Source organism: Ekhidna lutea (assembly GCF_900188325.1).
Lineage (GTDB): Bacteria > Bacteroidota > Bacteroidia > Cytophagales > Cyclobacteriaceae > Ekhidna > Ekhidna lutea.
This window is the reverse complement of record NZ_FZPD01000003.1, coordinates 177,625-191,625: the sequence shown is the minus strand read 5'-3', so window position 1 is coordinate 191,625 and position 14,001 is coordinate 177,625. Positions and strand designations below refer to the sequence as shown.

General features: G+C 40.1%; 13 protein-coding genes. 5 read left to right on the top strand and 8 right to left on the bottom strand.

The genetic code is table 11. The features are described from left to right. Nucleotides 1-32 precede the first annotated feature (32 nt). A complete protein-coding gene (locus tag CHB71_RS08590; protein ID WP_089356513.1) occupies nucleotides 33-482 on the top strand; it encodes a nucleotidyltransferase in 450 nt (149 codons plus the stop codon). Here CHB71_RS08590 and CHB71_RS08585 read toward each other — a convergent pair. The 6 genes from CHB71_RS08585 to CHB71_RS08560 form a co-directional block, all read right to left on the bottom strand. Beyond that, nucleotides 479-811: a tRNA-binding protein gene (locus CHB71_RS08585; RefSeq protein WP_089356512.1), complete on the bottom strand. Its 333-nt coding sequence runs from the start codon at nucleotides 809-811 to the stop codon at nucleotides 479-481. The genes CHB71_RS08590 and CHB71_RS08585 overlap by 4 nt on opposite strands. Further along, a complete protein-coding gene (locus tag CHB71_RS08580; protein WP_089356511.1) occupies nucleotides 808-1,443 on the bottom strand; it encodes a hypothetical protein in 636 nt (211 codons plus the stop codon). Before CHB71_RS08580 ends, CHB71_RS08585 begins: the two co-directional genes overlap by 4 nt. Before the next feature lie 68 nt (nucleotides 1,444-1,511). Beyond that, nucleotides 1,512-2,384, bottom strand: a complete 873-nt coding sequence (locus CHB71_RS08575; protein WP_089356510.1) for a sigma-70 family RNA polymerase sigma factor — start codon at nucleotides 2,382-2,384, stop codon at nucleotides 1,512-1,514. Nucleotides 2,385-2,601: 217 nt separating this feature from the next. Further along, nucleotides 2,602-5,232 carry an ABC transporter permease gene (locus CHB71_RS08570; protein ID WP_089356509.1) on the bottom strand — a complete coding sequence of 877 codons (2,631 nt, stop codon included), beginning with the start codon at nucleotides 5,230-5,232 and terminating at the stop codon, nucleotides 2,602-2,604. Beyond that, nucleotides 5,232-7,865 (bottom strand): FtsX-like permease family protein, encoded by a 2,634-nt coding sequence (locus tag CHB71_RS08565; RefSeq protein WP_089356508.1) that lies wholly within the window; start codon nucleotides 7,863-7,865, stop codon nucleotides 5,232-5,234. Before CHB71_RS08565 ends, CHB71_RS08570 begins: the two co-directional genes overlap by 1 nt. Nucleotides 7,866-7,867: 2 nt before the next feature. Next, nucleotides 7,868-8,197: a PadR family transcriptional regulator gene (locus CHB71_RS08560; RefSeq protein WP_089356507.1), complete on the bottom strand. Its 330-nt coding sequence runs from the start codon at nucleotides 8,195-8,197 to the stop codon at nucleotides 7,868-7,870. A gap of 171 nt (nucleotides 8,198-8,368) precedes the next feature. Here CHB71_RS08560 and CHB71_RS08555 point away from each other — a divergent pair, with 171 nt between their 5' ends. Together CHB71_RS08555 and CHB71_RS08550 are read left to right on the top strand one after the other, a co-directional pair. Then, complete coding sequence (locus CHB71_RS08555; protein ID WP_089356506.1) at nucleotides 8,369-8,713, top strand: PadR family transcriptional regulator; 345 nt, start codon at nucleotides 8,369-8,371, stop codon at nucleotides 8,711-8,713. Then, nucleotides 8,710-11,316 carry an ABC transporter permease gene (locus CHB71_RS08550; protein WP_089356505.1) on the top strand — a complete coding sequence of 869 codons (2,607 nt, stop codon included), beginning with the start codon at nucleotides 8,710-8,712 and terminating at the stop codon, nucleotides 11,314-11,316. Before CHB71_RS08555 ends, CHB71_RS08550 begins: the two co-directional genes overlap by 4 nt. A 182-nt stretch (nucleotides 11,317-11,498) precedes the next feature. Here the strand turns inward: CHB71_RS08550 and CHB71_RS08545 are convergent, their stop codons facing one another. Together CHB71_RS08545 and CHB71_RS08540 are read right to left on the bottom strand one after the other, a co-directional pair. After that, nucleotides 11,499-12,113, bottom strand: a complete 615-nt coding sequence (locus tag CHB71_RS08545) for a hypothetical protein (RefSeq protein WP_089356504.1) — start codon at nucleotides 12,111-12,113, stop codon at nucleotides 11,499-11,501. A 28-nt stretch (nucleotides 12,114-12,141) separates the two neighbouring features. After that, on the bottom strand, nucleotides 12,142-12,783 hold the full coding sequence (locus CHB71_RS08540; protein WP_089356503.1) for a DUF6503 family protein: 642 nt from the start codon (nucleotides 12,781-12,783) through the stop codon (nucleotides 12,142-12,144). Nucleotides 12,784-12,965: 182 nt separating this feature from the next. Between CHB71_RS08540 and CHB71_RS08535 the strand changes: the two genes are divergently transcribed. Together CHB71_RS08535 and CHB71_RS08530 are read left to right on the top strand one after the other, a co-directional pair. Further along, a complete protein-coding gene (locus CHB71_RS08535) occupies nucleotides 12,966-13,328 on the top strand; it encodes a glycosyltransferase family protein (protein WP_089356502.1) in 363 nt (120 codons plus the stop codon). A 44-nt stretch (nucleotides 13,329-13,372) separates the two neighbouring features. Then, on the top strand, nucleotides 13,373-13,948 hold the full coding sequence (locus tag CHB71_RS08530; protein ID WP_089356501.1) for a Crp/Fnr family transcriptional regulator: 576 nt from the start codon (nucleotides 13,373-13,375) through the stop codon (nucleotides 13,946-13,948). The last annotated feature ends 53 nt before the right edge of the window (nucleotides 13,949-14,001 follow it).

The following is a 14,001-nucleotide window of genomic DNA, read 5'->3' as shown; positions in this document are numbered from 1 at the left end:
AAGACGAGTTCTGGCCATAAACTAAAAAGGAAATGAACTTGTATGAAGAATCATGCAGATTGTTTACCAAGTATCAAGTCCGTTTTGTAATTATCGGTGGGTTTGCTGTCAACTTTTGGGGTTATAATCGCTCTACAGGAGATCTCGATTTTTTGATTGATCATGAAACTGATAACCTTGAAAAGTTATATCTAGCGTTGGATAAACTTGGTTTCCTTATTGATAATGAGGCTAAAGGTGAAATCAGTAAAGGTGAGCTGATTCAATTTTCAAATTCTCATCATGTAATAGAACTCTTATTCAAAATCAATATCGATAAGGAATTTGAATTGATTCATAGAGATTCCAAATATTCAAAATTTGGTGATGTCGAAGTTCCCTTTATAGATTTTGACGATTTGATTCTTGAAAAAGTCAAATCCAAAAGACCCAAGGATTTAAACGATGTTTATGAACTAAAAAGGATAAACAACAGACTCTAGCCAACCTTGCACCCATTCATGGTTTCGCGCTGTGGACGAAGGAGCACGACATCTTCCTGCTCATTGTAAATTCCCATTACCAGACATTCACTGATGAAGGGGCCTATCTGTTTCGGAGGAAAATTTACAACAGCAATGACTTGTTCTCCTTTAAGACGTTTTTTATTGTACAGCGAAGTTATTTGGGCAGAGCTTTTTTTGATACCAATCTCAGGGCCAAAATCGATAGTCAGGATATAGGCTGGTTTTTTGGCTTCCGGAAAGCTTTCCGCTTTTATTATGGTTCCTACTCTCATGTCGATTTTTTCAAAATCACTCCAGCTAATCATAATAGTTTATACAGCTTTTTAAGGTTCTTATTTAATCGATTAATGTGATATTCATTCGTGACATCACTTCTACGCTCCTCCAACGTTTCAATAAGCGTATTGAGGTGCAATTTGTTCAAAACTGGTATTAATCGTTCAGTGTATTGGCCTAATTGATTCGATGGCGCTTTAATAAGCTGTTCCTGGATAAGCAAAAACATGTCTTCCTGAAAACGCTCATCTGCATACAAAGTGATCATAATGCGATAGCCATGGTCACGTGTCACCACCGTTCCATCATCCATTGCATCAATGATTTTAGGCAATGCTTTATAAAGTTTTTCTTTTCTCATATGAGCGACATGCGCCAACGCTATCATACTACCAAAAATTACCCGGTTGATTGAACTAGCCAATTGATGAGTCAAAAAGTCAATCTGACCCGCCATCAATTTAGGTGATAGCTCAGCAACATAAGCCATAGTTAGAATTGCGTCTGACTTTGCTCTTTGATTAGGCTTTGTTTCAATGAAAGAAATCAACTCTCTAATTTCCTTTTCACCTCCGGCATCAACAATCTGTTTTGCCAGGATTTTATTAGGCTCCTGATCGTTACGATCCAGGGCATAAGCAAGTTGATCTTGAATTGGCATTATTCAATTTTGAGCAAAAAAAATCCTGACATTTCTGTCAGGATTTAAATTTATGCTTTTCCCAAATTTTAGCTTGCACAGAATTCTTTCAATCTTCTGTTTTTGCCCGGCTCTCTCAATTTCTGAAGCGCCTTCTCTCTAATTTGTCTGACTCTCTCACGGGTCAAGCCCATTGCATCACCAATTTCTTCCAGTGTGAATGGATTATCGCATCCGATACCAAAGCTCATCATTACTACTTCTCTTTCTCTAGCAGTCAGTGTCGATAACGCACGCATGGTTTCCACTTTCAGTGAATCATTGAAGACAAGGCTTCCATCTGTCGGGCCTGTTGTTACGTTTTCTAACACGTCAAGTAATGAACCGCTTTCGTCTTCACCAAATGGTGCATCCATTGACATTTGCTTCACCTCAGCTCCAAGTGTATTTCTCACTTCGCTAGGCTTCATGTCTAGAATGTCAGCTAATTCTTCTTCTGTCGGCTCACGCTCAAATTGCTGCTCAAGCTCGGCATATGCTCTTCTGATCTGGTTGATAGCACCAGACTTATTCATCGGCAAACGAACAATTCTAGACTGCTCTGCTAACGCTTGCATAATGGACTGACGAATCCACCATACCGCATATGAGATGAATTTAAATCCTTTTGTCTCGTCAAATTTCTTTGCTGCTTTGATCAATCCAAGGTTCCCCTCATTGATCAAGTCATTTAGTGGTAAACTTCTGTTCTGGTACTGCTTTGCTACAGATACTACGAACCTCAAGTTTGCTTTTACGAGTTTTTCCAATGCAAGATCGTCTCCTTCTTTGATGCGCTTGGCTAGCGTTACCTCCTCATCAGGAGTAATCATTGGAACGTTACTTACCTCAGTAAAATATTTCTCCAGGGTGTGGCTCTCTCTCCTGTTGGTAATTGACTGGGTAATCTTTAACTGTCGCATATTATCTCTTTAAAAACTAATTTGTTATGGGTATAAAAAAGCAATCTGCAAAGATAGCTTCCAATAGACTGATTTTGCAATAAATAACTTTTTAATATACGATAAAAGAACCTGAAATCGTATGCGATAGTTTCAGATTTCGATAAATAAGGTAAAAAATCACAAGTTTAATCAAATCAAACACTCATCCAGCAAACGATGGCATTGAAAATTCAGATCATTCATTTCGGATGGAGTTTACGGGATTGGAGGTAGCAATTCTATTAGCAACAGCGACAACAACCAGCAATGTAACTATCAAAATAGCAACCAATACAGGTATGAACAAGAAGACGGAAACATCCATGCGAACGGCATAGTTGTCAAGCCATTTATTTGAAATATAGATGCAGAGGGGGATTGTAAGGAAAGCAGCAATGGCAATGAACATTACAAACTGGCTTGCTTGCTTTTTAAGGATAAGCGTGGGTGATGCACCGAGTATTTTACGAATGCCAATTTCTTTGCTCTTTACCGTTACATTATAAGAGGCCAACCCAATAATTCCCAGAATAACAATGCAAAATGCAATGACCGAGGCACCCATAAATATATCCCTGAAAATAAGCTCTTTTTGATAAGCTCGTTGTGCCATGTCATCAGCAAATTCCCAAGTCATTATATCATTATCATCATATTCATTATGAATTTCTTCAATGTAGGATAAGGTCTCTTTGAGACTATTTCCTCTTACTTTGATAACGATATCATCAAGAGAGATAAAGGGGTTCTTAAAGTATCCCAAAATGACCGGTTCTATTGGAGAGTGTAATGAATTGAAATGAAAATCCTTAACAATTCCGATCAACCTTGCCCTAAAGTTTTCGTTTTGATCAGAATCAATTTCAAGCCATTTTCCAATTGACTCTTCTCCGTCAAACAATTTTGCAGCCTGCTCATTCATGAATATGGAAAGGCTGTCCATTCGAGTATCTCCTGAAAAGTTTGAACCGGTTTTTAATGACAGACCCAATGTTTCCAAACCATCTTCATCCATTCCGTAAAACCGCATCGGCTGTGCCTTTTCTGGCTCGTCCGGGTCGGTTACCGATATGGATGTTGGAGAGCGGTATCCGCTAATCATGCGGGTAAGGCCAGCAACGTTTTTGATCTCCGGATGAGTCAGTAATTCCTGTTTCATGAGACTGAAATTGTCCCGGACTGATCCGCTGTTAATTTCCACGATGACCAATTCTTCGGAATCGAAACCGAGAGAAGCATGCGACAACAGACTGTACTGTCTGGTGATCACCACCAGCGAAGAGAGAATTAGAATGGAAAGAACATACTGAAGTGTAATGAGACCATTTCGCAAAAGTGAATTAAATCTGGATGAAGCCTTGGCCTTGGTTAGAATAAAAACAGGATTAAAGGCACTCAAATAGAAAGCTGGATAAGATCCTGCAAGCAAAGTCACCAGAATAATGGCACCAATCAGATAAGGAAATGTTTTTAAAAGTAAACTTGTATTGAGCTCAAGAGCTATTCCGGTAACGGTATTGAAATATGGCAGTAAGACACTCACGATCCCCAATCCCAATACAAAGGAAACCAGCACCAACACGAAGACCTCAACCAAAAATTGCGTTTTGACCTGATGCTGAAAGGCTCCTAATGTTTTCCTTATCCCAACCTCCTTGCTCCTCCTCACAGCTCTCGCAGTGGCGATATTGATATAATTGAAGCATGCCATGGAAAGCACAACACATGCAATGACGATCAAAAAGTAAACCTGACGCAGATCTCCCTTTACATAATGATTCACTCTTCCATCAATTCCATTCGACCCAAAATGAAGATCAGTAAGAGATAACAAAAAATGCCTGTTTGGACGCTCTTCTCCATCCAGATACTTTCTTAATAGATTAGGGATTTGATTCTCAAATTCTACCTTATCCGCTGCTTCATGTAGCAAAACATAGGTGGTCGCGCCATTACCATTCCAGGACAAAAACCAACTAGGATACCAACCAGCCGTCTGCTCAAAATAGGTTTCATAATCCTGAGAAATAAGATATTCAAACTGAATGTATGAGTTGGCCGGAACATCTTCCATGATACCTGTTACCTCAAAACGCCCATAATGAGATAAGGTCACCTCTTTTCCTATTGGATTTTCAAAACCGAAAAATTTCCGACTCAAGGATTCACAAAGGACAATGGATCGCTTATTCTTCAAAACCAGGTTTCTATCTCCTGACAGCAGATTGAAATCGAAAATTTGGAAAAATTGTGGCCCAGAAACTATTCCTTCTTCTTCAAAAAATTTCTTGCCTGACACATCAAACCATGTAGATGCAGCTCCATGTATGGTTACCGAATTTTCAACAAATGAAAAATCTTGACGCACAGCGTCAGCAAGCTGAGATGATGTGTAAATCTCCGGATCACTGCCATCGTGATTCTCAAAATCCTGGATGACTTGAAAAATTCGATCGGATTTGGAATGGAACTGATCAAAACTTAATTCATGGTAAACCAACAAAAGAATAGCAACAAAAACCGCAGTACCTATGGATAACCCAACCAGATTGATTGCTGTGAACTGACGATCTTTAATTAAAGCTCTGAATCCTACTTTAAAGTAGTTTCGAATAAGCCCTGATTTGAAGACGGGAGCATGCTTTAGATTAACCCACCGAAGCGACCTTATGACATTCCAAATCAAAAACAACGAAGCTGTTTTCTGTGATTTGGTTGATCGATAATGAAAGAGCTCAATAATATCTCCCTCGATTTCATCCAAATAGTCTTCCCTACAGAACCATCGCAGGAATTTCAAGGGCCACTTTGGTGGTTGTTGATGCATTATTCGTATCGAATGGACTGAACCGGATTGGCCTTAGCTATCTTATAAATCCTGGCCAAAACTGTTGTAAATGAAATGATGAGGACAAGCACAAATGCAATTACAAACAGATCCACACTCATATTGATTCGGTAGGCAAAATCAGCCAGCCAATCACCAAATAACCACCAGGATACCGGTGCAGCAATCACCAATGAAATGATGAGTAGAATTAAATAGTCTTTCAATATCAGGGTAGTAATGTTTTGAACATTTGCTCCCATCACTTTTCGGATACCTATTTCTTTGGTCTTTCGCTCTACTGTGAAGTTTATCAATCCAAATAAGCCGAAAGCAGAAATGATAATTGAAACAATGGATGCTATGAGAATAATCGTACTTCTACTTTCTTCAGCTTCATAAAATCGCTCCCATTGCTGATCAAGAAAATTTATTTCAGCTGGTGTATTCGGATCAAACGTTGCGTTGACTTCTTCTATATGTGCTATCGTCTCTTTCGGATTTTGAGCATACTTAATGGTGAAGTAATCTATTGATCTGATATGATTGTTCCAGTGAGTGATCAACACCGGACCTATAGCTTCATAGAGCGATTCAAAATGAAAATTCTCCACGACTCCCTTGATTCTCATTTTCACTGAATCACTGTTCGACATTACCCACACACTTTCACCAATTGGCTGTTCAAGATTTAGGGCTTTTACTGCCTCTTCGTTAATGAGGATATATAAACTATCTGATTGATCAGCTCCAGTGAAATTCTCGCCATCCAATAGTTTGATATCATAGGTATCTAACCAATATTTGTCCGCAGCATAATGGCTGAATTCCATCGCATCGTCCGTCAAATTCTTGCTCACATTGGCAATCGGGATGTCTTTCCATTCGCCCGGTACCCTAGACGATGTTGAAGCATTAATAACATTTGGATTATTCTTAATCCCTTCAACGATGTTTTTGAAATTACCACGAGCAGCTCCTGAATTGATATCCAGGACAATCATATTTTTATTGTTGAAGCCAAGATCTTTTGATTGCACATAGTTGAGCTGACGATAGATCACTAAAGACCCAATGATGAGGAAGATGGACAGTGCATACTGAATCCCTACCAATCCCTTTCTCAATAAGTCCCCTTTCCCGGAAAATGCATTTTTCATAACCAGGAGTGATCGTTTTAACTGCGAATAGTAAAGTGCCGGAAGCAATGCCGAAATAGTCCAGATAATAAGAATGCTGATCACGTGATAGAAAATGAAGTCAGCAGAGAACAACAGACTAATACCAAAATCTTTGTTGGCGATCTGCAAGAAGAAAGGAAACAGAACAACGATCAACAGCAAAGCAAGAACGTAACTCAGGATTACAGTCAGAAATGTTTCGAAAAACAACTGTCCAAACAGGTGTTTATTGGTGGCGCCATTGATCTTGCGCATACTTGCCTCCAGTGTTCGCTTCAAGGCCTGAACGGAGGAAAGGTTCACATAATTTAATGCTGCAATAAATATTACGAGCATTCCCATAATCAGGATCATGGAAACAAACTCCCTATCGCTGTAAGGAATAGACAGAAGGGGTGCAGGTCCACCGTTTTTGATGTGAGTGGAACCTAAGTGAACTTCAGTCAATGGATGCAGGTAAAAATCATACTTGCCTTTGTTTTCCTCAGCAATGTATTTCTCGATGAATTGATCTTTAGAGGCATACACATCTTCTGGTGTCGTTCCCTCTTTTAATAACACCCAGGTTTGCATGAATTGGGTATCCCAGTCATTTAAGAAGTTCTGCCATCCTTCTGCCATCTGATCCGGATTGAGCACATACAGCTCTTTAAATTGGTAGCTTGAATTTCGAGGCATATCATCCATTATCGCCACAACCTCTATTGTGCCGAATCGAGATCCATCTACCACTTCTCCAACCACATCGGTTCTTCCAAACAGCTTCATCGCTACTTCTTCGGTGATGACAATTCCGGCATCTCCTTCGGTTTGTTTGACCGGGTTCCCCTCTAAAATGTCAATGTCCAGAATGTCAAACATGCCTCTGTTGACAATGGCCCAGTCCCTGTCAGCTATCCGAATGTCATCTTTAGCTAATACATGAGATCCAAAATAGGTCAACCATGACGTTTCTTCCACACTTGGAAAATCAGTCTTGAGGGCTTTCGCTAAAGGATTAGGTCCCGATAAATAATGGTTTAAACCCTCCTCTTCCTGAACTTCGTTGACAACCCGGTAGATTCGATCCTTTTTGCTGTGAAAGCTGTCAATGTTTTGCTCATCATACACAAACATCAGGATGAAAAACAAGATGGATAAGCCAAGTGATAACCCGAGGATATTTACGGCGTAATGTACCGTCTCCTTCCTGAATCGACGAAAATAGATTTTAGAATAATTCTTAAACATGTTCATAGTCCAATTATTTGAGAGTTGAGTTTTTTTAAGGTTGATCCATCGAAAGGATCGAAAGACATTCCATACAAAAAATAGGTTTGCTTTCCTACTAGAGGCAGCCACACGAATACTGTAGAGCTCAAAAAGATCGCCTTCGATCTCATCGAGGTAGTCCTCTCTACAGTACCATCTGAGAAAGCGTTGTGCCCATTTTGGTGGTTGCAGTTCCGGCATCCTTAAATCTTTGCAAATTGAAGAGAAGGGATTCTTTGATAGATGCTAGTTCGCAAGTCATGTGAAGCATCTAAAACTTTTTTACCAAGGGCAGTTACGATGTAGTACTTCTTTCTTCTACCCCCACGTTCTTCGGTAATGCCCCCGAAACGAGAGTCGACAAAACCTTTCTTTTCCAATCGTTTCAATGCGACATGAATCGCACTGATATTGATTTTCTTTTTGGTTTCCTCGGTTAGAAATTCATGAATGGAGACGCCATACGCCTCATTATGTTGCGCAGCTACCGTGAGCAATACCAGCTCTTCAAATTCACCTAATTGATATTCCATGGATTAAAATATTTACTTAACAAACGTGAATGTAATATATAAGTTTCACATTTGTTAAGTAAATAATGAGATCTGTATTTACGTATAATAAATCCTCCCCCTAGCCCCCTCCAAAGGGGGAAACTGTTAAGCACAAAACATATTTTCTACATATACGTATATAATCCTCTTATGAAAGGAACACATCTTGGAGAGTTTGAAGAATTGGTGCTTTTGGCCGTTTGCACAACCCATCCGGACACATACGGTAATACCGTAAAAGATGAAATCAATCAAACAGCGAAGCGGAATATCAACTTAAGTACTGCACATGGAGCTTTGGCCAGACTGGAAGACAAAGGGCTGGTGAAAAGTTACCTGGGTGAGGCTACTTCAGTGAGAGGTGGTAAGCGAAAACGTATTTTCGAAATCACAGCATTGGGGTTGAAAAAGCTGGAGGAGGCCAAAAATCTTCGAGCAAAATTTTGGGATAAAATCCCAGAAAAAGTACTTCAAACGCAATTCATCACCACATGAATGAGCTGCCAAGTAGTGTGAAATTTTTGTGTCGTGCACTCTTTAATGAAAGGGTGAGAGAAGAAATTATTGGTGACCTGAACGAGGAGATGGAAGACTTCTCAACTAAACATGGAAAGTTCAGAACAAAGCTTCACCTCCTCATCACCACTCTTATGTTTACTCGCTATCGATACACCTGGAAAAACATTAATCAACTTAATACCTCTACTATGTTTATCAAACACACACTAAGACCGGCCTGGAGAAATCTCAAAAAAGATAAGATGAGTGCCGTTTTGAATGGCATTGGTCTCACCATCGGATTTACACTTAGTTTGATCATTGCACTCATGGTCATCAGAGAGTTGAGTTACGATCAGTGGCATGAAAAGTCTGATCGTATATTCAAGGTAACTCATGATGAACGTAGTATAGGTAGAAGTGATCGCCATTTAGCAACAGTAGGACCTCCGGTTGGCCCTGCATTGGTGGAAGCGTATGACGAAATTGAAAACTACATGCGTGTGAGAGACACGCCCACACAACCGGTAAAAGTTGGTAACAAAAATTTCTATGAAGACGGGATCTTCTACATTGACAGCACCTTGTTCAATATGTTCGATTACTCACTTGCAGAAGGTGACGAAAGAGCCGCTCTAAAGAACACCAATTCCGTGGTTTTATCAGCTGATATGGCTGAGAAATACTTTGGTTCTTCGTCGGCGGTTGGTCAACGTATTGAGATTTCAGAAACTCCTTACATCGTAACCGGAGTAATGAACCCAAGCCCATCCACCAGTCATTTTACCTTTGATTTTATCATTCCTTTTCATGCTTTTAGGGTGCCATTTGGCTACCCTGTTACGCTGAATTCCTGGGGTTGGATCTCTTTTCACACCTACATCGAATTAAAAGATCCATCAGAAAAAGAAGCGTTGGAAGAACAGTTGGTCGACTTTATGAAAGTGCATTGGCCTGAAGAGCAGCACAATTTATTTCGTTTTGTGCTACAGCCGCTGGAGGACATCTATTTAGGAGAGATCAAAAATGATATCGTGGCATCCGGCAGCTGGAATAATATTTACGCATTAAGTATTACCGGAGCATTGCTCCTGTTCCTGATCATATTCAATTACACCAACCTATCTGTGGGGCAATCACTCACCCGAACGAAAGAGGTGGGCGTTCGTAAAGCACTTGGAGCGAGTAAACGAATGGTAGTTTTTCAATTCGCCATTGAGTCGGTTATTCTTTCTCTGCTTTCCTTCATCATTTCCATTGCTCTTATTCTTCCAACAATCAATTTTCTGGAGTCCTACTTAGGCATCAGTATATATGCGATGGAGGTGTGGCAATCGAACCAATGGCTCGCCATTGTCGCGACCATTTTAGTTGTCATTGTTGGCGCAATGGGTGGAGCTTATCCGGCATTTATTATGTCAAAAACTAAAGCCATCGCTGCGCTGGCAAGAACAATCTCAGGAGGTCAATTGGGGATCAACGTGCGAAAGGTGCTTGTGACCATGCAGTTTATCATCACCATAGGCCTGCTGGCCGGAAGCATTATTATCTATCAGCAAATCTCCTACATTCAGGATAAGGATCTGGGGTATGATAAATCTGCCTTAGCGGTACTTCGGGTACCCGGTCAGTCGCTTCTACAGAAAGCCGACGTGTTGAAAAATCAGTTGAACTCTATACAGAGAGTGTCTGGAGTCGCTATCGGTGGGGGAAGAATGGATGGTGACAATGGGAATGTACCGGTGAAAACACCTGACATGGAGGAATCAAAACCCATATTTATCGATGGAGTTGATTATGGCTATTTTGAAATGTTGGGGATTCCAATGGTTGCAGGCAGGGAATTTGACAAATCGTATCCTACCGATAGTGCCGGAGCGGTCATCATAAACGAGAAAGCAGTAAGATATATGGGCTACTCGTCACCGGAAGAAGCGATTGGACGACAGATTCAGGTTGGGCAGATTCGTACGGGTAATATCGTTGGTGTAGTTGCCGATTATCACTTCTCCTCACTACACAACGATATTGGTCCTTTGGCCATCATGTATCCAAGAACCTTACAAGAAGACGTGTACATAAGAGTGGAACCAGGGAATATGCTCGAACTGGTTGAAGAAATTGAAGCTAAATGGAGCAGCATTTTTCCTGATCTCCCATTTGATTTGATTTTCTTAGAAAACCATCTCAATTCATTGTACCAGGAGGATGTGGCATTCGCCAAAATGTTTCAGGCCTTGACCATTGTTACCTTAATAATTGCCTGTTTGGGCCTTTATGGATTGATATCACTGATAGCCACACAGAAAACCAAAGAGATCAGCGTGAGAAAAGTGTTGGGCGCCAACCTGAAAGACCTGATGGGGAATCTGTTCAGACCATTCGCACTACGAATTGTAATTGCCATGTTGATCGTTTCTCCGATTGCCTATGTGCTGCTCTCCGGCTGGCTGGATAATTATGCCTATAAAATCGACATTAGCTGGTGGCTGTTTTTAGCAGCAGGCTTGGTGGTTTTGGTCACGGCCTTAGTAGCTACCGTCTTGCACTCGATGAAAGTGTATCGCATCAATCCGGCCAGGACGTTGAAGGATGAGTGACATTATCCCCTCCTTGGAGGGGCAGGGGTGGGTAAAGCTCTTTAAATAAATAATTGGAACCTAGTCCTGAGTTTAATAAAGCTTCATTAGTCACTCCCGAAGGGAGTCTATGGATATTGAAAAAATGCTTTTTAAAGGACCATAGATTCCCTGCGGGAATGACTTCAAAAATAAGTTACCAATTAAAACTCTTGAATAAACTCGGACTTATCCAATACTTCAAGAAATCTATTGTGCTCCTCTCTGAGAACAATACCTTTTCTTATAAAGTATGAAATCAATAACTTTCTTTCAGTAAACCAAATTGGTATTTCCAAATAATCGGTTTCGATAATAATATCTCTAGCCGCTGAATAGAAAGCTAATGAATCATAGTTCCCTTGATGTCGTTGGAAAAGTTGAAACTTTTCCATTGTTTCACCTATAATCTTCTTAAGGTGGACACTCCTAGAAAAGTTATTTAATCCCAATGAATCTACCTTAAAATAGTCCTTCAAGTAGTTTACCAACTTCTTATCTTTAAAGACTAAATCTTCATTGCATTTACTCAATAGAACAGAGTCCATCTTGACCTTGTCATCATAGGTAATGCCGAATTCAATTTCCATGAATTGTTTAAGGACTGAAAGTGAAAAAAGCACCTCTTGTTTTGGATAATTTTTGACTTTCATAAGAACATAAAAATTATCGTCTTCGAAAGCCAAAACTCTTCTCAAATAATCACAATTATCCTGTGCAAACAGCGCTCTACTTCCTGTTAATACAAAAGCAAGAATAAAAACCTTTAAAAAATTCATTAACTAAACAATCTTAATGCATGATGCTTCAATCCACCTCCTCCAAAATATCCGTCCCCAAATACTTCATCTCAGGCAGTGTATACCAGCTCCTTTCTTGAGGGATTTTGATTCCATCCACCATGATTTCATCTTCAAGCGTGATGAGCTCTCCTTTTCCGGTTGCTTCGTCCTTGTAGAACTTGTATTGAAGCATGCGCCCGGAAAAATCATCGATATAGAAATACCACGTATCCTCCTCATATACGACACGAAGTACCTTACACAACTTATCACCTACTTTTTCATCTTCAGCCAAAGATATTTCGGGAGTGGATTTATCGTACAGCTTCATCGGCAAGCCCCATAGGTATAAGTAATAGTTTCGAAGAACGAGTGCTCGCGCTTTGTCTTTATCGCCCTTAAGTACTTCAGCTACTTCCCCATTGACTTCATACACCTCCTCATCATTCCGATTGATCTTCATGTAGCTTATGCCATTATCTAGGATAATGATTGTACTTCTATCCGGGCCATCCGGTCTGGTTTCTTTGAAAGTAAAAGTCGTCTCTAACGTTGGCCAGATATCCTGAGGGTCATGGTAGGCTTTTGCCTTTGCCAATATTTGATCGGCCGGGGTTTGGGCGCTGAGAAGAAGCGGACAGACCAAAAGTAGGAGCAATTTTCGCATAGTTTCAGTAGATTGAAAATGAGATTTATAACAAATGGGAATTTATTCAAATTACCGCAAACAGTCTTTTCCTGTCATTTCGAACGAAGTGAGAAATCCATCCTTGTTCAGACATTTATTTTGGTACAGATTTCTCCTTTCAGTCGAAATGACAACCTTTAATATCATTATTTAATAATTTTATGAAAAAACCTGCGAAAACTGTTTGGTTTTTTGGGATCTACTTACTTGTTGAAGGGCTCTTCCTCATGTTGGCTCCTGCATCAATCCTATCAGCCATTTGTATCCCTGACCCGGAAAGTGTTTGGAGAATCGTACTTGGGTTTGTGGTGGCAGTGTTAGGCTATTACTACATCCGAAATGCTAAAGAGAACCTCACTCCATTCTTCGGGTTCACTGTTCAGGTGAGAATCATTCAGTTTGTCTTCTTCATCTGGCTCTATGTCTTTGAGCGTGGAACACTTGCCTTAGTGGCCTTCTCATTTATTGAGTTTGTAGCCGGCATGTGGACATATAGGGCATTGAAACAAAAAGCAACTGCCTAGTTTCCTTCCATAGTTTGAAAAGTAGTTTTCCCTAAATTCACTCCATGCAAAGTCATATTTTCGAATCTTATTTTGGAAAATACATTGATATAAGCCCGGAAGCATTAGAATTTTTAAATGCCAGTTTTCAAGAAATGAACTACTCGGGAAGGGAAATGATTGTGGAAAGTGGTGGTTATGCAAAGTATTTTTATTTTGTTCTCTCTGGAGTGCAAGCGCTCTACATCATCAATGAGAAGGGAGAAAAAGTCATTTTGGGATTTTCTTTTAAGGGTTCGCCATCCGGGGCTTTTGACTCCTTTATCACAAGTAAGCCCTCCCATTTCTTTCTGGAAGCGCTTTCTCCTTCCAAATTGATTGGCATAAACAAGCAGAAATTTGATGAGCTCTTTGAGCGATTTCCCGAATTCTATAAATGGAGAGCGCTTTTCATGGAAGACATTTTACTGGGTAGGATCTCTCGTGAAGTTGAAATAACCACCATGACTGCTAAAAAACGATTTGATGCATTTGTGAAAAGATGCCCTCCTGAATTGCTTGAAATCCCTCAGAAATACCTGGCAAGCTATCTCAATATGAAGCCGGAAACCTTTAGTAGGTTACGTGCGCTTCGTGATTAATTGATCTATATCAATTTTTATTACTGTTGAATAGTTGAGCTTTGAACCGTCAA